General features: G+C 60.9%; 11 protein-coding genes. 8 read left to right on the top strand and 3 right to left on the bottom strand.

Annotated features, from left to right (window positions below):
• Positions 1–79: 79 nt before the first annotated feature.
• Complete coding sequence (locus tag ACGHP5_RS13680) at positions 80–2296, bottom strand: sodium-translocating pyrophosphatase (protein WP_290533453.1); 2217 nt, start codon at positions 2294–2296, stop codon at positions 80–82.
• Between the two features lie 138 nt (positions 2297–2434).
• Entirely contained in the window at positions 2435–4111 is a 1677-nt protein-coding gene (locus ACGHP5_RS13675) for a DUF6377 domain-containing protein (protein WP_337657931.1), read from the bottom strand.
• 310 nt (positions 4112–4421) lie between these two features.
• On the opposite strand from ACGHP5_RS13675, the gene ACGHP5_RS13670 reads away from it, so the two are divergent.
• From ACGHP5_RS13670 to ACGHP5_RS13635, 8 genes are all read left to right on the top strand, one after another.
• Positions 4422–5552 (top strand): hypothetical protein, encoded by a 1131-nt coding sequence (locus ACGHP5_RS13670; protein WP_390567262.1) that lies wholly within the window; start codon positions 4422–4424, stop codon positions 5550–5552.
• Between the two features lie 21 nt (positions 5553–5573).
• Complete coding sequence (locus tag ACGHP5_RS13665) at positions 5574–7682, top strand: DUF5689 domain-containing protein (protein ID WP_390567260.1); 2109 nt, start codon at positions 5574–5576, stop codon at positions 7680–7682.
• 13 nt (positions 7683–7695) lie between these two features.
• Positions 7696–8628 (top strand): endonuclease/exonuclease/phosphatase family protein, encoded by a 933-nt coding sequence (locus ACGHP5_RS13660; protein WP_295905142.1) that lies wholly within the window; start codon positions 7696–7698, stop codon positions 8626–8628.
• Between the two features lie 31 nt (positions 8629–8659).
• Positions 8660–11764 carry a SusC/RagA family TonB-linked outer membrane protein gene (locus ACGHP5_RS13655; RefSeq protein ID WP_390567258.1) on the top strand — a complete coding sequence of 1035 codons (3105 nt, stop codon included), beginning with the start codon at positions 8660–8662 and terminating at the stop codon, positions 11762–11764.
• A gap of 13 nt (positions 11765–11777) precedes the next feature.
• The gene (locus ACGHP5_RS13650; protein WP_295905146.1) at positions 11778–13295 is read left to right on the top strand and encodes a RagB/SusD family nutrient uptake outer membrane protein; all 1518 of its coding nucleotides are present in this window, start codon (positions 11778–11780) and stop codon (positions 13293–13295) included.
• A gap of 30 nt (positions 13296–13325) precedes the next feature.
• Positions 13326–15749, top strand: coding sequence for a BACON domain-containing protein (locus tag ACGHP5_RS13645; protein ID WP_390567256.1), 2424 nt, complete (start codon positions 13326–13328; stop codon positions 15747–15749).
• A gap of 64 nt (positions 15750–15813) precedes the next feature.
• Positions 15814–18030, top strand: coding sequence for a DUF5689 domain-containing protein (locus ACGHP5_RS13640; RefSeq protein ID WP_390567254.1), 2217 nt, complete (start codon positions 15814–15816; stop codon positions 18028–18030).
• Positions 18031–18105: 75 nt separating this feature from the next.
• On the top strand, positions 18106–19695 hold the full coding sequence (locus ACGHP5_RS13635; RefSeq protein WP_337658155.1) for a beta-N-acetylhexosaminidase: 1590 nt from the start codon (positions 18106–18108) through the stop codon (positions 19693–19695).
• 148 nt (positions 19696–19843) lie between these two features.
• Here the strand turns inward: ACGHP5_RS13635 and ACGHP5_RS13630 are convergent, their stop codons facing one another.
• Positions 19844–20479: a hypothetical protein gene (locus tag ACGHP5_RS13630; protein ID WP_290533463.1), complete on the bottom strand. Its 636-nt coding sequence runs from the start codon at positions 20477–20479 to the stop codon at positions 19844–19846.
• Between the last annotated feature and the right edge of the window lie 359 nt (positions 20480–20838).

Below are 20838 nucleotides of genomic sequence, written 5' to 3'. Positions count from 1 at the left end.
TGAATGGTCAGTACTTAAGGTACTTTCCATTCGCCCCGCTGGAGGGATGTGCGGAAACAGCCGCTTAAAACCGGAAACGTCAGAACAAATGGAAGGCGACGGTCAGTCCCGCCATCACGATCGAAACCATCGACATCAGTTTGATGAGAATGTTGAGCGACGGACCCGACGTATCCTTGAAGGGATCGCCGACCGTGTCGCCCACGACCGTGGCCCGGTGGCAGTCGGAACCCTTGCCCCCGAAGTGCCCCTCCTCGACCATCTTCTTGGCGTTGTCCCACGCGCCTCCGGCATTGGCCATGAAGACCGCCAGCACGAAACCGGAACTCAATCCGCCGACCAGAAGACCCATCACGCCCGCCACGCCGAAGACCAGTCCGACGACGACCGGGGCGGCGATGGCCAGCAGGCTCGGGAACAGCATCTCACGCTGCGCACCGCGGGTCGAAATGGCGACGCAGCGCGCATAGTCGGGCGTTCCCTCGCCGGTGAGGATGCCCTTGATCTCGCGGAACTGGCGGCGCACCTCCTCCACCATGCTCTGCGCGGCGCGGCCCACGGCGTTCATCGTCAGCCCGCAGAAGAGGAACGACATCATCGCACCGATGAAGACGCCGATCAGCACCGTGGGGTTCATCAGCGAAACACGGTAGTATTCCATGAAATCGAGAATCGAGGCATCCTGCACGAAGCGCATCGTCCCGTCGGACATTTCGAGCATCGTCACTCCGTTGTGGATCAGCCCGATGCGGATCTCCTCGATATAGGAGGCCAGCAGCGCGAGGGCCGTCAGGGCTGCCGAACCGATGGCGAAACCCTTGCCCGTGGCGGCCGTGGTGTTGCCCAGCGCATCGAGCGCGTCGGTGCGTTTGCGGACCTCGGGACCGAGGCCGCTCATCTCGGCGTTGCCGCCCGCGTTGTCGGCGATAGGGCCGTAGGCGTCCGTGGCCAGCGTGATGCCCAGCGTCGAGAGCATGCCGACGGCCGCGATGCCGATGCCGTAGAGTCCCATCGACATGTTCTGCGGGGCCATCATGTTCTCGATGTCGAAACCGATGGCGCAGAGGTAGGCAAGGATGATCGCCACGCCGATCGTCACGACGGGGATGGCCGTGGAGATCATGCCCGAGCCGATACCGGCGATGATGACCGTCGCGGGACCCGTCTGGGCGCTCCCGGCGATCTTCTGCGTCGGTTTATAGGAGTGCGACGTATAATATTCCGTGGCCTGCCCGATGACGATGCCCGCCACGAGACCCGTGATGACCGAGAACGACAGTCCTACCCAGTTCTCGACGCCCAGCAGGAAGAGAATGCCGAATGTGGCGGCGGCGATCAGCAGCGAGCTGAAGTTGACGCCCACGCCCAGCGAACGGAGCAGTTCGCGCATCGTGGCCCCCTCCTTCGTGCGCACGAGGAAGATGCCGAGGATCGAGAGCAGGATGCCCACCGCAGCGATCAGCATCGGGGCCATCACGGCCTTGATCTGCAACGCCTCGGAACCGGCCGAGGAGAAGGCCGCGGCGCCCAGCGCCGCCGTGGCGAGGATCGAGCCGCAGTAGCTCTCGTAGAGGTCGGCGCCCATGCCGGCGACGTCGCCCACGTTGTCGCCCACGTTGTCGGCGATGGTCGCCGGATTGCGCGGGTCGTCCTCGGGGATGCCCGCCTCGACCTTGCCCACCAGGTCGGCGCCCACGTCGGCCGCCTTGGTGTAGATGCCGCCGCCGACACGCGCGAACAAAGCCTGCGTCGAGGCACCCATGCCGAAGGTCAGCATCGTCGTGGTGATGACCACGAGTTTCTGCGGTCCGGCGACTTCGACGAAGCGGTTCAGAATGACGTACCAGAACGAAATGTCGAGCAGGCCGAGACCCACGACCACCAGTCCCATCACCGCACCGCTGCGGAAGGCGACCTTCAGGCCGCGGTCCAGCGACTGCCGCGCGGCGTTGGCCGTACGGGCCGAGGCGTAGGTCGCAGTCTTCATGCCGAAATAGCCCGCAAGCCCCGAGAAGAAGCCGCCCGTGATGAAGGCGAAGGGAACCCAGCCGTTCTGCACCCCGGCGCCGTAGGCCAGGTAGGCGAAAAACAGCGCCAGCACCGCGAAGACGATGCCGACGACCTTGTACTGCTGGCGCAGGTAGGCCATGGCGCCCTTGCGCACGTGCGCGGCGATCTCGCGCATGCGCGGCGTACCTTCGTCCTCGCGCTTCATCAGGCGGTAAAACGCCCAGGCGAAGGCCAGGGCGACGACGGACGCGGCAGGTACGATCCAGAAAATCGAAGGAATGTTCATATCATAAATAGAGTTAGTTGGTTGCAATCGGGTAAGAATGAAAACAAATATAAGAAAATATCCCGGCCGTTGTTACGGCCGGGAGGTTAAAATTGCCGGAACGGCGTTATTTTACGCTTTCCGGCACACACGGCTCCGTCAGGACCGGACCGCGATCCCGTTCAGCCCGATCAGCTGCACGCGCTGTTCCAAATCGCCGACCTCGGGCCGCGTGTGCCGCTGGGTGAACGAGCGGTAGTTGTAGACCGTGCGGATCGAACAGTGCAGCAGCGCGGCGATGGTCGCCGTGTCGGTGATGCCCAGGCGGATCAGCGCGTAGATGCGCAGCACGGTGGTCAGCTCGCCGTCGTGGCGCCCCTCGGTGCGGGCCTCGTCGGCAAGCAGGCCGTTCATCTCGTCGATGAACGAGGGGAAAAGCCCGAGGAAGGTCTCGTCGAATAGCGCATAGAACTCCTTCAGTTCGTCGTTGCGGACGTTGCTGCGGGCGTATTCGCGGCGGAGTTCCGCGATCCGGTCGTCACGCAGCATCTTGTTGACATACTGATACGTAGCCGAAAGTTTGTTGATGTATTCCGAGATCGTCTGGAGAAAGCCCCCGATGTAGACCTCCTTGATCCGGTTGGCATCGGCGATCCGGAGGTTCTGCGCACTCAAACGGTCGTTCGTCTCGCGCAGGCTCCGGGCCAGGCCGTTGAGTTTGTCGTTCGACTCGCGGAGGGTCTGCTGCACGGCGCAGAGCTTCCGGTTGCGGGAGAGCACGTAAAGCCCCGCGGCGGCGGCCGAAACGAAAAAGAGCAGGATGACGACGATCAGCACGACGTACATCGTGTGCAGGCGGGCGTTGCGCTCGCTGTAAGCCGCCTCGATCTGCGGCAGGATGGCCATGTCGCGCCACGAACGGCTCGGAGAGTTGAAAAAACGCGTGTCGCGAATCGCCACGCGGATATAGTCCATCGCCCGCTCGACGTCGCCCCGGTTGAAAAGTTCCTCGGAGACCGCGCACAGCGATCCGTGGTCACGCACGGCGGACTGGATGTCGGCCATGGCCGAACGTATGAACCATGCGAGCTCCTCGTCGGAACGCCCCGCCTTCCCTTCGAGCAGCGCCTTGTGGTTGGCGGCCTTGGCGTAGGCGTGGGAATCGGGAGGGACCGAGGCCAGCAGACTGTCGCAGAGGATCGAAGCCTCGGACCAGTCCTCGCGGACGATGGCGTCCATATACCCGTAGTACAGGCTCGTGAAGCGGTCCTCGCTGATTCTCGCCGCGCTGAGCGCATAATAATGTTCGCGCCGGCGGAAGAGGTCGCGGCGTTCGCCCGGCTCGGTCAGTGCGTAGAGTTCGCGGTTCATGCGATGCCGGGCGACATAATAGGATTGCAGCGTCCGGCGGCTGACACGCACCGTATCGCGGATGCCGCTCAAGATCTCCTCGGCCTCGTAAAAACGCCCGCCCAGGCTGTAACAGAGCGCAATCCCGGAGCGGGCACGCATGATCAGGTCGTTGTCGCCGGTCTCCTCGGCCAGCGCGAGGCTCCGCCGCAGGTAGAGAAGCGCGAAATCGCTCTGGTAGGAGTTGTAATCTTCGGCGAGCCGCTCGGTCAGGTCGAAGCGCTCACGCAGCGAAAGCCCGCCGCGGACCAGAGCGCGCTTGAGCGAGTCGATGCGGGATTCGCGCCGGGCCGTGTACTCGCCGCCGCGGGCGATCACCCGGTCGAGACTGCGGAACAACTCCTGCAGATCGGACTTTTCACCCGGGGAAACCGGAGACGCGGACAGCACGGAGAACAAGGCTGCGGCGAGAAGGAGGATTTTCATTTCAGGTTTCGGTTTATTGCAAACATAGCACTTTAATAACAAAAAAGCAAATCGAAAGAAAGGGTTTGCGTATTACAAATGTATTAAAAAGTAAAATCTTAAAGTTTCAGCATTTACATAACGCACAGGGATCGAAAAACATAAAATTCTGACAATAAGCGAAATAGCGTTTACAAACATTTACATTTTCGAGGAGGACCCTTTCCGGATATTTATTAAGGGCTACCTTTGTAATGAAAATATTTTCAATATCCGTCCGAAATTTAACTAAAAATTTTCAAACCTTTTCAGACCAATTAACCTAAATGCTATGAGAACAACTCTATCTCAAAAAATCCCGAAGAGAAGCGTCACCTCGCTGATCGCGGTACTGCTGCTGACCGGCACGGTATCTCTGGGCACAGCCTGCGACGACGACAAGGACTACTCCCGCAGGGAACACATCGAGTGGTCGAACTCGCCGGAATTCGAAGAAGCGCTGACGGGAACCCTGCACATCCCCGTCAGAGCGTCGAAAGAGCAGGAATCCGCACCGTTCAAAAGGTCCATCTATATCAGAAGCAATGTGGCTTATCAGGCCGGATTCGAAGGCGAAAAGGAAGAGTCCGGAGAACTGCCGGCCGGGGAGTGGCTCCGCGTCGACGAAATCAGACGCGGCGTCAGACCCGGCATCGACGAACTGGTCCTGCTGATCACCCCGCACACGGGAGCCTATGTAGAACGGAAAGGGTGCATCTCGCTGCACACCGACGTCGAATTCCTCAATGAATTCATCGCCGTCGTACAGGGATTCCCGAAATACACCAAAGAGTACGAGGGCAACTTCGACTGGCTGAAGTACGGTTCGGCGGAGCCTCTGGAGACCCGGGGCGAAACGCCGATCGACAGCTGGACCGCCGACCAGAAGAAAATGGGGCTGGAATCGACGCCCGTACAGGAGGGCGGCACGGCCTACTGCTACGGCAAAAACGGCTACGTCAAACTCGGCGACGAGGACGGACACGGGGCCAACCTGCTGACCCCGTACGATCCGGCCATCCGGAACGACACGGCCGCCATGGTCCGTTTCAACGCCATCGCCTATGCGGCGGCCGACGGCACGAAAGACAACGACGAACTGACCGTGCGGATCACGGGAGGCGGACAGTTCGCCGACGGAACCACCGAGAAAACCGTCCGCGTGGGACACCTCGACCCAACGGCCGAGGAGCTTCCGACGGCCATGTGGGAAAACTCACAGCAGGAGTTCATCATCTTCTCCCACCCCAAAAATCCCTTTACGAGCAACACGCGCGTGGAACTGATGGCCGGCAAATACGAAATGGAGAGCGGCAACACCCGCATTTTCATCGACAACCTCTACGTGCTGCGCCTGAAATGGTACGATTTCGAAGACCTGTTCGGAAAACTCCCCTGGGAACAGAATATCCCGCGACACTAAAAAACCAAACTACGACATACGATGAAAAAATTCTACACCAAGCGCTTCAGCCTGATCTGCGCCTTCGCCGCCTCGGCCCTATTGCTCGGGGGGGGGTGCAGCGAGGATGAGACAGAGCCGGTCATCGGCTCGAAAGGCGTCAGCAGCGAAGTCTTCGTCTCCAGCGACGCAGGCACACGCACCATCAAGGTAGAGACCACCGGGCCGTGGCAGGCGCGTCTCACGCCCGAGACCAAACTCTGGGTCTCGGTCGACGGCGCCGACAGCGGCGAAACGGGCGGCTCGTTCACCCTCAATTACCGGACCAACAACTCGCTTCCCCGCAAGGGAACCATTCTCGTCTCATCGGCCCGGCAGCAGGTCATCGACACGATTTACCTGATGCAGTACGGCACGGCGCCGGTCCTGGCGTTCCTGTCAGAGGGAAAAAAGTACTCGTCGGTGGAAAAAATCGACTCGATTGCGATAGACACCAACATTCCGCTGTCCAAAAAAATCTACTGGACGGTCGCTTACGACGAGAATTCCGCCGCCGAACCGTGGGCCGACAGCGTCAGCTACGCCCAGGATTACAAATATTTCCGATTCCGGATCGCCGACAACAAGAATTTCGAATCCCGCGCGGTACGGTTCTGCCTGTGGTTCCGGGATGACTGGGGTGAAGATCACGCAACCTATTTCACAGCCTACCAGGGTATCCCGGGCGGTACGCCGGAGACCCGCGAGGTGACCTTCGAGGAGCTGCGCGGACTGATCGCGGATGCGGAGGGCGAGATCACCCTCGATCAGGACATCGCCGTAAGCGGCGTGGTCGTCAGCGACCGGACCTCGCCCAACATGGCCGGAAGCCCCATGCTCAAGGCCGCGGCAAGACCCGATCTGGGCATCAACGACCGCACGGCCTACATGCAGAACGCCGACGCCTCGCTGGGCCTCGCCCTGGTCACGACCGACGCCCAGCAGAACAACCTGCAACGATATGACAAACTCAAACTCTGGTGCAAGGGCCTCACGCTGACCAAGCGGAGCAACCCCGAACGCTATACGCTGAGCGGCGTGACGCAGGACCACATCGTCACCAAAGAGTCCGGAACGGCCGAAGAACTGCCCGCGAAGCGCCGCTTCATCGACCAGCTGACCGACGCCGATCTCTATACCCAGGTGACGCTCAAACGCTGCCAGATGGCCGTGCGCACCGGACGCTTCATCCCCGTGCACATCAACTACACCAACAGTTTCAACAGCTACTACCCCGCGGCCGTACTCGACCGTCACGGCGACATGATCTACCTGATGACCAACCACGGCTGCGACTGGCGTTTCAAGGAGATGCCCGACGGCGAAGGAACGATCACCGGCATCATCGTACACGAGCCTTACACCTTCTTCGAACGGGGCGGCGACATCGGCCGTTACCAGATCCGCAACGTGACGCGCGAGGACATCGCGCTGGACGAGTCGGCCGACAACGCCTTCTCGGCCGTGGCCGTGGAGTGGAGTCCCGACGGCAGCAAGGACCCCCGCGCCTACGCATTCCCGCAGTATCCGCATCCGGCGACCGACAGCGGTCAGGCGCATTGCGTGGCCGCGACGACGGGTTCGGGACTCTCGTTCATGAGCACCTACGCCTGGCTGGCCGTCGGCAGCGCCTACCGGGCCGCCGAAAACGGGCTGACCATCAACAACGCTTCGTGGGGCCACAAGCAGCTGTGGGACACGGCGAAGAACACGGGAAACTCCCTGCTGTTCGAGTTCTCGACGCAGGGCGTCAGCTCCACGCAGTGCTCGTTCGTCTTCACCTGCCGCTACCACTCGGCACAGGGCGGGCTGCGCTACTGGACGGCGGAATATTCGCTCGACGGCGACAACTGGAAGAAGCTCACCGATTTCACGGTTCCCGACAACGGCAACTGGGGCAACATGCAGCTCGAACAGCTTTCGGGCGACAAGAGCGTGTGGATGCAGGTTCCCACCGAGATTCTGGGACAGAGCGTGGCATGGATCCGCCTGCGCCCCGTGCAGAACAAGATCGGCACGGCGACGACCTACGACACCGCGACCATCGCATCCAACGGGCAGGTGGCCAACGCGTTCACCGTCTCCTACGCAGCCCTGCGCTACAACAAATAAACCAGCCAACGACATGAAAACACACAACATCATAGATTTTCTGCGCCGGATGGCGTTCGGCGGTGCGCTGCTGGCCGCAGCAGTCCTGCTGCCCGCCTGCGACGACGACCCGGCCGTCCCGGACGAAGAACTGACGACCGATCCCGGAACGAGCGTACAGCCCGAGACCCTGCGCTTCATCAACTACAACATCCTGGAGGGCATGAAGCTCGACAAAGGCCAGAACTTCGACAACTTCGTGGAGTGGGTGAAGGAGAAGGACCCCGACTTCATGGCACTCTGCGAGTGCAACAAATTCACCGAAAAGTCGCTCACGGCCCTCGCCAACCGCTACGGGCACTCCTACGCCGTACTCTGCAAGGAGACCGGATATCCGGTGGGACTGACATCGAAATACCCCATCGAGTTGCGCAACCGCCTGCTCGAAGATGTTCCCCTCTGGCACGGAGCCATCCACGCCCGCATCAAGGACATCAACGTCGTGGTGCTGCACCTCTATCCGTTCGGAACCTATCCCAACGGGCAGGGCGCAGCCGGAACGGGCGACGCCTACCGCGACCGGGAGATCAACTGCATCCTCGACAGCACCATCCGCCGCTATCCGGTGGAACCGCTGTGGCTGATGTCGGGCGACTTCAACTCCTACTCGCCCAAGGACGCCGACGCGATGCCCGCCGGGACATACTACGAAACCCACTCGACAGTGCTCCGGAGCGGCTATTTCGACGCGCTGCGCGACCGCCACAGCCAGTTCTTCCGCAGCGTGCCCACGCTCTACAACCTCGAGAACGGCGGCGCGCCCCGGCGGATCGACTTTATCTACGCCTCGCAGGGCATGATGCGCGAAATAACCGACTCGCGCATCATCTACGACGAATTTACGGCCAACTATTCGGACCACTACCCTGTCATGATCGAATTCCGTCACTACCCCTCGGGGAAATAAGCACAGGAGTCGCACCTAAAAAACAATTCGCATGAAACGATATATCATATTACTGATCCTGCTGGTTTCGGGAGCGCTGACGGCAGCGCCTGCCCTCGCGCAGAAAAGCGGAACCAAACACACCGTAACGGGCAAGGTTACGGACCAGAGCGGCGAGCCGCTGATCGGCGCGACCGTGCTGGTGACGGGCACGACGACCGGCGCCAGCACCAACGCCGCGGGCGATTATTCGATCCAGGTTCCCGAAGGCGCCTCGCTGACGTTCCAGTACATCGGCTATGAACCCAAAACCGAAAAGGTCGGCGCACGCACGAAGGTCGACGTGAAACTCGACCAGAGCAAGCAGACCATCGACGAAGTGGTCGTGATCGGCTACGGCACGGTGAAAAAATCCGACCTGACGGGTTCGGTGGCCAACGTCAAGATGAGCGACATCAAGGACATCCCGGTGGTTTCGGTCGACCAGGCCCTCCAGGGCCGCATCGCCGGCGCCGACATCATGGCCACGACCGGAGAGCCGGGCGCCACGACCTCGATCCGAATCCGCGGCACGCGCTCAATCTCGGCATCGAACGAACCGCTGATCATCGTCGACGGCGTCATCGACGGCATTCACGACCTGAACGACATCAACTCCGCGGACATCGAGTCGATCTCGGTGCTGAAGGACGCCTCGTCGACGGCCATCTACGGCGCACGCGGCTCGAACGGCGTGATCGTGATCACGACCAAGAAAGGCCGCGGCGTGGACGGACGTCCCAGCATCACCTTCAAGACCGATCTGGGATTCTCGCAGCTCCCGCGCCAGCTCGACATCATGAACGCCACGGAGTTCGCCCGCTACCGCAACGACTACGCCTATTTCTTCTCGAGCGCCGACGGCAACGACAAGATCGAGCCTGACTCGCCGATCTCGAAATACCCCTTCCCCAACCCCGAGGCCAAAGGCGCCGGCACGAACTGGATCGACACCATCACGCGCACGGCGCTCTACCAGAATTACGACCTTTCGATTTCGGGAGCCTCCGCGAAAAGCTCCTACTACGCCTCGGCCGGATTCAACGAAACGCAGGGAATCATCGACAACAGCGGGCTGAAACGTTACTCCGCACGCCTGAAGGTCGACCACGAGTTCGCCAAATGGCTCAAGGCCGGACTGAACCTGAGCTACACCTACCGCGACCAGGACGAAAACCTGGCCACCATCGGCGGAACCAACTGGTGGAACGCCGCCGTGTTCCTCAGCCCGTTCCTCACCCCCACATCCGACATGAACGACCTGTGGTATTCGGGACAGAAATTCAACAACCCGCGCCTCATGCTCGACCACTGTTTCAAGAACGCCCGGCGCATTTCGCTCAACAACAGCGGATTCGTCGAGATAACACCCGTCAAGGGACTGAAGCTGCGCAGCCAGTTCACCTACTACTCCTACCAGCGCCACGGACGCTACTACGAGCCGGGTTACCTGCCTGCCAAAAAGGAGAACGAAGGCGGTTACGCCAGCCGCGACGAGTACGACGACACGAGTTTCTCCAGCGAGAATACGGTCTACTACGAATTACGCCCCAAGAGCGGCCACAACTTCGACGTGCTGGGCGGATACACCGCACAGGTCAAGTACGACAACAACCTGAGCATCACCGGACGCGGCTACACGCTCGACGAACTCACCTGGAACAACATGGCCGCGGTTCCCGACAAGCAGAACACCTCGATCAGCACCAACCACACGGACTGGACCAAGATGTCGGTGTTCGGGCGTCTGAACTACAACTACAAGGAGCGTTACTACATCACGTTCACGGCCCGTTACGACGGCGCCTCGAACTTCGCCGCCAACAAGAAATGGGGATTCTTCCCCTCGGCGGCCCTCCGCTGGAACGTCGCCAACGAGAAGTTCCTGCAAAAAGCCAAGTGGATCGACGAACTGGCCCTGCGCGCCAGCCTCGGACGCACCGGTAACGACGCCATCTCGGCCTACCGTTCGCTGGCGGCCGTCGGCAACTCGACGAGCGGCTACCTGATGGGAGGCACGCAGCAGCTGGCGGTCTACCCGTCGCGCCTGGCGTCGCCCGACCTGACGTGGGAAACCTCCGACCAGTATACCCTCGGAGCCGACATCTCGCTGTTCGGCGGGCGGCTCAACGTCACGGCCGACACCTACCTGATCAAGACCCGCGACCTGCTGCTGACCGTACAGGTAGCCTCGCAAACGGGTTACACCAACTACTTCGCCAACGCCGGACGCACCACCAACAAAGGTTGGGAACTCACCGTCGAAAGCCGCAACATCGTCCGTCCGAAGTTCCAGTGGTCGACGACCCTCACCCTGTCGCGCAACAAGCAGATGGTGGACGACATCGCCTCAGAAGACTTCGTGACAGCCTACTCGTCGCCGTCGTCGTCGGGAACCACCTACATGATGTACGGCTACAAGAAGGGCTACACGCTCAACGCCCTCTGGGGATTCCGCTACGGCGGCGTATGGCACAACGAAGGGGAGGTGGAACGCAACAAGATCACCAAGGCCTACGCCTCGGCCAGCGGAAACACCTTCAAGCCCGGATACGCCCGCTACCAGGACATCAACCACGACGGAGCGCTGAACAGCGACGACCTGGTGTACCTCGGATCGGCCGACCCGGACCTCTACGGCGGTATCCAGAACACGTTCAACATCCACAATTTCACATTAAGCTTCTTCTTCAACTACTCGATCGGCGGCAAGATCTACAACGTCGCCGAACTCTGGATGGGCAACGGTTCGCCCTATACCAACCAATACAAGTACATGCAGAACTCCTGGCATCCGGTCCGCAACCCGAATTCGAACCTGCCCATGGCCGGCAGCTACGACGCCCTGCCCAGCGACCGGCTGGTGCACGACGCGAGCTACCTGCGGCTGAAGAACATCTCCGCGAGCTACACCTTCGACATGCGCAAGGCCACCAAGAACCGCCTGCGCGACATCCGCGTAAGCGTCAGCGGCGAGAACCTCTACCTGTGGAAGAAATACAACGGATTCGATCCGGACGTTTCGACATCGAGTTCCAACTCGGCCCTGCGGCGCGTCGACATCGGCGCTTACCCCAAGCCCCGGACCATCATTTTCAGCCTCCAGATCAGATACTAACACCGCCAAGACCATGAAATCATACAGTTTCCTGAAAAAATACCTGCTGGCAGCGACGGCAACCGCCGCCCTGCTGTTCAGCGCGTGCGACCTGGACGAACACCCCACGTCGTTCGTAGGACCCAAGGAGTACTACAAGACCCGGGCGCAGTGCCTGGCGGGCCTCAATGCCTGCTACATCCCGATCAACAGCATCTACGACTACTGCTTCCTGATCATGACCGAAGGCGTCACCGACCTGATGTACATCGCCTCGGGAACCAAGGACGCCCAGCTCGACATATCCCCCGCGAAGCCGCTCAACGGACAGAAGATATGGACCCAGTGCTACAAGGGCGTCATGTACTGCAACTCGACCATCGCCGCCATCGAACGTTCGCCCCTGAACGACATCAAGGAGGCTTCGGAAGCCGACAAGCTGCCGCTGCTGGCCGAAGGCGTGGTGATCCGCTCGTTCTACTACTGGCTGCTGACCTGCATCTTCGGCGACGTGCCCTTCTACACCAAGGAGGTCGCCGACCAGCAGGTGATGCAGGAGATCGCCCACATGGGCCGCATGCCGGCGAAGGAGACCCGCGACTACCTGATCGACGAATTGCAGCGTTACGTGCCCTCGATGGACCAGGTGCGTTCGTCGGAGGTAGCCGACAACCGCATGGGCGCCGCGATGGGCTGGATGATGATTGCCAAACTCGCGCAGTGGAACCACCGCTGGGACGACGCCCTCGAGGCGCTCGGCGAGCTGGAGAAAATCTACGGCGACCTGCAGCAGTATCCGCTCGACGACATCATGTTCCGCAACAAGAACACCCCGGAGTCGATCTTCGAGGTGCAGCGCACCTACACGCCCGGCGGACTGGCCGTCACGACCAACGTGGCCGCCATCACCACCCCGTACCACAACGGCAAGGGCATCTACGACGGCGTGGAGATTCCCGAAATGGGCACCGGCATGACCACCTGGACCTCGATGCGCCCCAACAGCTACTTCTGCGACGGTCTCCAGACCAAAAAGAGCAGCGACAAGCGCAAAACCCTGAACATGGCGTGGGAATACGACGGCAAGCCCTTCTCGGGCGTGGGAACCCGTCCGTGGCTCGGCCCGAAGTTCTGGTGCCCGGGGATGCAGAACACCGCCGACTTCTCCAACCAGAAGGTATTCCGCTACGCCGACGCCATCCTGATGATGGCGGAGTGCTACGCCGAGACGGAGAATCCCGACGAGGCCGTCCGCTACCTGAACATGGTCCGGGAACGCGCCGGAACCACCGCCTATGTCTTCAAGAACAACGATGCGCTGCTGGAGGAGATTCAGAGAGAGCGCGGACGCGAACTGCTGGGCGAATTCCAGCGCAAGTTCGATCTGGTACGCTGGGGAATCTGGTATCAGATGACCTACGAATACACCAACTACCCGACGCTCAAGGACAACATGCTCCCCTGTCACGAATACTACCCGATCCCCGACAAGGAGGTCGTCTATTCGGGCGGCGCGCTCGACAACAAGGCCTATAACGAATACGGCATGTAAGGCCTACGGAACGAATAAAAAAGCACAACGATGAAAAATACCCTTACAGACAGCATCTACAAAGCGTGGCGCACGGGCATCCTGCCCCTCGTCACGGCGCTGCTCCTGCTGACCGGATGCGAAATGGATTCGGACATGGACCTGCCGCTGAACGTGGATTCCAACAAATACACGCTGACTTCGGACGCCGGGTCCACCCAGGTGCGGATCTATTCCACCGGCGAATGGTCGGTCCGTCTGTCGGAAGACGTGGAATGGGCCTCCATCAACCGCCTGAACGGCTCGGGAAACACCCCCGTCCTGTTCAAATACGGCGCAAACTACGGCGTGCCGCGCGCCGTGGACATCATCTTCACCCGCGGCGGACTCGAACAGGCGGTACGCATGACGCAGGAGGGCGAAGACCCCATCCTGTCGTTGGAAGAGAGCCGCATCGAGATTTTCAGCAACCCCTGGGACCTCCGCATCGGGCTTGACAACAACCTCCGGGAGGATTACAAACAGATCCGGGACACCATCGTCTATTCGGTGATTCCCGACGAGGACGACGACGAAACGCCCGAGCCGGACGAGGAGTGGATCGAAAACCTGACCGTCGGGACCGACGCCGTCACGTTCAGCACCCTGAAGAACAACTCGCCGCGCAAGCGCCAGGCCGCGATCACGCTGACCTACACCGACGCCAAAGAGAAGAAACACGCCGTCACGCTGACCGTCACGCAGGCGACCGAAGAGGCCAGCATGACCTTCACGCCCGACCGCGCCAAGACCACGCGCAAGGCCACGACCATCAAGGCCGAGCTGAAGCAGAACCTCGGCAGCCTGCTCGGCGAGGTGGTCTGCACGCCGGTCTACGAAGGCGCGTCGGCCGACTGGATCGAGAACATCACGCTCGAAGACAAAGTGCTGTCGTTCGACGTGAAGGAGAACGATTCGGAAGGCCCGCGCCGCGCGTCGATCGTCTTCTCGCTGCCGGGAACGGCCGGAGAGCTCACGCCCGCAGCGCCGTTCATCGTCGAACAGACCTACGAAGCCGACTACCGCACGCTGATCAAGGGCGAGAGCGGACAGGTGGTGATCAACAATCCCGAAGCCTGGTTCGAGGGCATCGTGATCAGCGACAAGGACAACGCCAACGTGGAGACGACGCCCAACTCGGCGCCCAACGCCACCGACTACACGGTGAACGCCAAGACGGCCTATGTGCAGATGCTCGACGGCAGCTACGGATACCGCGTGCAGTTCAACTCGGCGGCCGACAACACGCTGGAACGCTACTCGCAGGTGAAGATCTCGCTCAACGGCGTGACCCTCACCAAGGAAGCCGATCCCGAACGCTACACGCTCAGCGGACTGACAGCCGGGAACATCGTCAGCCAGACGCCCGGCACGGCCAGCGACCTCATCCGCAAGGAGAAGTCGATCGGCCAGCTCACCGACGAGGACATCCACACCTACGTCTCGCTCCGGGAGGTGGAATTCGCCCTGCCCGACGGCAGCTACACCAATGTCAACGAGGGCTACTTCGGAACGTCGAACTTCGTCAGCTGCGTACCCCGCACACTCTACGACAAGAACGGCGGCACGATCTCGATGCTGGTCAACAACAAGACTCCGTGGCGGCGCGACGGCAGCGGCATGCCCAAGGGCAAAGGCACGCTGAGCGGCATCATCGTCCACGACCTCCAGCCCCGCTACGGCTACACCAACGAGGGGTACATCGGCCGTTACTCGGTCCGCGTACTCGAAAAGGAGGAGATCGACCTCGCCGCTTCGGAGTCGGGTTCCAACCGCCGGACGCTCGTGGAGTGGAACTGGAACGACGCCGCGATCAAGACCAACACCGACGGAACGATCGCCCCGGATAAGGGCAGCGGATCGCTCTGGTGCACCGATCCGGGAGCTACCAATGCGCTGGACAACGAGTACAACGGACTCACGACGGGCGCCGGACTGAACGGCAAGAACGCCCTGAAATTCGAGAATACCTACTGGTGGAACTTCGCCGAGAACACGGGCTACGCCGTGGCGCTGAAATTCTCGACCGAAGGCGCCGGTGAGAACCTCTCGCTCAACTTCACCAACTCGCAGGGCAACGCCGGCGGCACGAGCATCTACGGCCCCGTATACTGGCAGGTAGAGTACTCGACCGACGGGGTGAACTTCACCGTGCTGCCCGAATCGGGATTCTGCGCCCGTCCGTTCGTCTTCTGGGCGTCGACGATGACCTACTGCGCGACGCCCGGTTACGCCGACCGCGTGTTCATCCTGCCGGACGCCCTGCGCAACCAGCCGGAAGTCACGCTGCTGATCAAAGCACGCAGCACGCAGTGCATCGCCTCGAACACCGCCACGGTGGACCAGGGAGACACGGGCACGATCACGTCCGACATGGCGACCAACAAGCGCTCGCCGATGCGTTTCGGAACCATAGCCGTAAAGAGTAACAAATAAACCGCCCCGGCGGGGAGGGCGCGTCCCTCCCCCGCCGATGCGGCAAAACCTAATTTCGAACACAATGAAACAGATAAAATCACTCTACCGAAGGCTGCTGCTCCCGCTGCTGGGCGGACTGGCGCTCACGGCCTGCGAAAAGGACAACGGCGAAGAGACCCGCGTCTCCGAGTTCGGACCTTACGAAAAAGAGATCGTAGCTCCCTGGAAAGGCGGCACGAGGAACATTCCGGTCCTCTCCAACCAACCCTACGACATCGAACTGATCAATCCCGACAACGGATGGCTCACGCTCGACACCGAGGGCCGCGGAACGCATTTCACGGGCGACGACTATTTCAAAGTCCATGCCACGACCAACGACGGCTTCCCCCGCATGGAGGGCATCCGCCTCTGGACCCACAACCGCGCGGACACCGTATACATCAAACAGGAGGGCTTCATCACTCCGAAACTGGACTTCTCGACCCGCAGCATCATGGTGCCCGGCGACGGCGGACAGGCGACGGCGCAGCTCTCCACGAACCTCGAACTGGAGGACCTCCGGCAGTCGATCGTCTACACGAGCGCCGACGAGGGCGGATGGATTTCGGACCTCGACATCAGCAACGGGTTCCTGATTCTCCAGACCGACCCCAACGCCGATCCCGAAGCCCTGCGCAACGCCCGCATCACCCTCAGCTACCGCGACGGGTGGAACCGGACCATCTCCTCGACGGTCTACCTTACGCAGGCCAACGCCAAGAACGAATTCGGGCACGAAATCTCGTTCGGCGAGGTGCGCGACATGGTGGGCATCGTGAACAAGGACGTCTACATCGAGGGACGCATCATCAGCGACATCGGCAACGGCAACAACGGCGAGAACACGATGACGGGACAGACTTCGATCGACTACACCGAGACCTACCGCACGGCCTACATCCAGAGCCTCGACGGTTCGCAGGGCTTCATGATCAAGACCGTGACCGAAGACGACAACATCTTCGAACGTTACAGCAAGGTCCGCATCCTGCTCAAGGGCGTCACGGTCGAAGCCGAGTCGAACCCCGAACGTTATATTCTCAAGAAAGTCACCTCGGCGATGGTCATGTCCTCGGTTTCGGGTTCGGCGGCCGACATTCCGCAGAAGGTGAAGCACTACAACGAACTGACCGACATGGACGTATACACCTGGGTCACGCTGGCCGACTGCGAACTTCCCGTACGCAAAGGCAGCCTGACGCCGATCAACGAAGGCTACGCCCGCAACACCGGAGCCAACCGCGAAACGAAATACCCGATGCTGGTGCGCGACCGGAACGGCGACAGTTTCTACATGCTGACCAACACCACCTGCAAATACCGCCGCGACGGCAGCATGCTGCCCTACGGTTCGGGGAACATCTCGGGCGTACTGGTTCACGAGACCCACGACCGCTTCGTCTGGATGGGATCGAAGGACATGGGCGACATCGGCCGCTACCAGATCCGCCACCTCACCCGCGAGGACATCGCGCTGGAGAAGGATTTCGAGAACAGTTTCTCGGCCCTCCTGACCGAATACCGCTACGGCAAGCTCGAAAGCCACATCTTCCGCCCCACGACCGGCGACAACGGCTACCTGACCTTCACCCGTCCCGACGAGAAATCGGGCGACGCAGGCTGGGGCGTGAGCGACCCGAGCTACCTCGGCCCCATCGGCAACAAGGACAACCTCGACAAGGAGGGTCCCACGGCGGGCATCCACACGGGCAACATCAACGGCAACGGCGTCGTCGAGAACGGCAAGCAGATGTGCACCGACAAGGGAACCAACTCCGACGGCAAAGGAAACCTGTCGAGCGCGGAATTCTCGGCCTGGACCAACAAGTGCCAGTGGTGGAACACCGAAACCGACCGCAGCGAAGCGTGGCTGCTCCACTTCTCGACGCAGGGCATCTCGACCAACGTGCTCTCGCTGCAAGTGGCCATGCAGAACCGCAGCATCGGAGGCCCCCGCTACATCAGGGTCGACTGGTCGGAGCACGGCGACAACAACCGCGACGACTGGAACACGATCACCGAATTCCAGGTTCCCGACATCGTGAACTGGTCGTACACCCTGTACTGGCAGTGCGCCGGCTACAAGTACGTCAACGTGCCCCTGCCGCTCGAACTGCTCGGCAAGGACGACGTCTGCATCCGCTTCTCGGCCGCAAACAAGAAAGCCGGCGGCAAGGAAGACGGCGAGTTCGACGACCAGACCATCACCACGGGAGAGATCGCCTTCTCCTACATCGGCGTACGTTACAACAAATAACCCTGTCCGGAAGCACCCCGCCTGCAAAACGTTTGCAGGCGGGGCTTCCCTAACCGCTCAACCAGAACCAAAACCGTGAAATACCTTCTATTCCTGATTCTCGCCGTCCAGGCCGCCTGTCTGCCTGGATTCGCCGCCTGCGACGGACGGGTCCGCATCGTACCCCGCCCCGCGGAGGTCGAGGAACTGCCGGGATCGTTCCGGCTGACGCCCCGAACGCCCGTCGTCATCACGGACGAACAGCTGCGCACGCCCGCGGAGATTTTCGCACGCGCCGTCGGCAAACTCACCGGAACCGCACCCGCCGTCACCGCCGCGCCCGTAAAACACGCCGTGACGCTGCAACTGCAACCGGGCTACGAAGCCGAAGAGTACCTGCTGGAAGTCGGCAGGCGGCATATAACGGTCACGGCATCGACGCCCCAGGCGGTGCTGCACGGGCTTCGGAGCCTTCAGCAGCTGGTCGCCGGGGGAGAGATTCCCGCCTGCATCGTCCGCGACAAGCCCACGTTCGCCTACCGCGGGGCGATGCTCGACGTCTGCCGCCACTTCTTCCCGACAGAGGACGTAAAGACCTACATCGACATCCTCTCGCTGCACAAGATCAACAAATTCCACTGGCATCTGACCGACGACCAGGGCTGGCGGATCGAGATCAAAAAATACCCGCTCCTCACCCAGATCGGGTCCCGGCGCGCGGAAACGCTCGTCGGACGCTACGACAAGAGGAAGGAGGGCGTTTACGACGGCAAGCCTTACGGCGGGTTCTACACGCAGGAGGAGATCCGCGAGATCGTCCGCTACGCCGCAGAACGCCATATCGAGGTGATTCCCGAGATCGAGATGCCCGGGCACGGGCTGGCGGCGCTGACCGCCTATCCGTGGCTCGGCTGCACGGGAGGTCCCTATGCCGTATGGACCCACTGGGGCATCAGCGACGACGTTTACTGCGCGGGCAAGGAGACGACGTTCGGATTCATCGAGGACGTGCTCACGGAGGTGCTCGCGCTGTTCCCCTCGAAACTCATCCACATCGGCGGCGACGAGTGCCCCAAAGGACGCTGGAAGGCGTGCCCCCTCTGCCAGCAGCGCATCCGCGAGGAGGGACTCAAGGACGAATACCAGTTGCAGAGCTACTTCATCCACCGCATCGAACGCTGGATGCACGCCCACGGCCGGGAGATCATCGGCTGGGACGAAATCCTCCAGGGCGGCATTTCGAAAACCGCGAACATCATGTCGTGGAACGGCTGCGACCCGGGGATCAAGGCCGCGCAGCAGGGAAACCCGGTCATCATGGCGCCGAAATGGTATTGCTACTTCGATTACAGCCAGACCTCCGACCCGGAGCGTTACGAACCGCTGGGCAGCACCCGCTACGTCTCGGTGCGGCAGGCCTACCGTCTCGATCCCTGCGACCGGCTCACGCCGCCCGACCAGCGGCGGATCAAGGGCGTGCAGTGCAACCTCTGGACGGAGTACATCGCGGACATCCGCCACGCACAGCACATGGTCCTGCCGCGCATGGCGGCTCTCGCCGAGACGGGCTGGGCCAACGACCGCAAGGATTACAACGATTTCGTGCGCCGGATTCCGGCGCTGGTCGCCGTCTACAAGGCCGAAGGCTACAACTACGCCCCCTATCTGTTCGAGGGCATCGAATAGGTCCGGGAAGCGCACTCGCACGGCACCCCGCAGGTCGCAGGACTTGCGGGGTGCTTTCGTGTGCGGGGGCGGAATCCGCAAAGGTCTCGGCAACATCCCGGGCGGTTCCGTCTCCGGAAAGACACGCCCCCGCCGTCGGCGGGAACGGCTACTTTCCCGATACGTAAAACCACCGGCCTGTATCGAACTCGGCTTCGACCTTCCGGTTTTCCCACCGGACGGAAAATACGAACAAATAGTCCCGGCGCCCTCCGTCGGTCTCGATCGGCAGCAACACTTTCAGTTGCGTAAGTTTATCCTTATCCCGCAGGAGATTCTTAAATACCCACCGTTCGAGGTAGGAACTGTAATAAACCCGGCTCTTAACGGCAATCGACTCCGAAATGCCGGAACCTTTCAGGACCACCGAAGGAACCTGCGCATCATTCTTGTAGAACAATTTCACACCCCGGTGAAAGACCCCCTCGCTGATATTCGAGACTCCGTCCACAAGAAGGGCCTCATCCCAGATGATTTTAAGGTTGGAGTCGCCTTCGTTGGTCAGGAAAAAATCAATATGCGTAGGTTCGAACGTGAAAACAATGCGGATCATGGAATCCTGATACCGGGGCGTTGTAAACCCCTCCTCATTCTCGGGATTGCCGATAATGCCCTGCGGGGCATCCCCGACCTCGACGGACTCCAGGCGAACCCGGTAGTAATCTATTTTAGTCCCTTTCGATTTGGCCTGCGGAAACGAAGGGAGCAACAGCAGCAAGGTGACGAACGGTAAAAGGAGTCTCATAGCATAAATATCTGGTTTACTTCGAATTTACGGTTTTATTTCATATTTGCCAAATTTCAAAGCGCCAAAAGCCGCATCCGGCTCCGATTCCGTCGATATTCGCCATAAACTGCACCGGCTCCGCCCATTTTTCAACACGGTCCGTCTCCGGCCGCAACGGCTGCGCTCCGCGATTTCGGCCGGCGCTCGGCAATGATCCGCCAATCCTCCGAAGAAAACGTTTCGGCGTCAGAGCGATGCAGGGACGTTTTTTGATTTTAGAGGAGCAGGTTTTGTCCTAACGCAGACTGCCCCGGATCGGACATAGTTTCCTATTTCCCATTCGGGGCAGACAAGGCAGGGCGAAAGATGCCCTATAA

Origin of the sequence: Alistipes sp. i18-0019-D1 (genome assembly GCF_042852885.1) — a bacterium.
Classification (GTDB): Bacteria; Bacteroidota; Bacteroidia; order Bacteroidales; family Rikenellaceae; genus Alistipes.
This window is presented reverse-complemented; position numbering and strand designations above follow the sequence as displayed.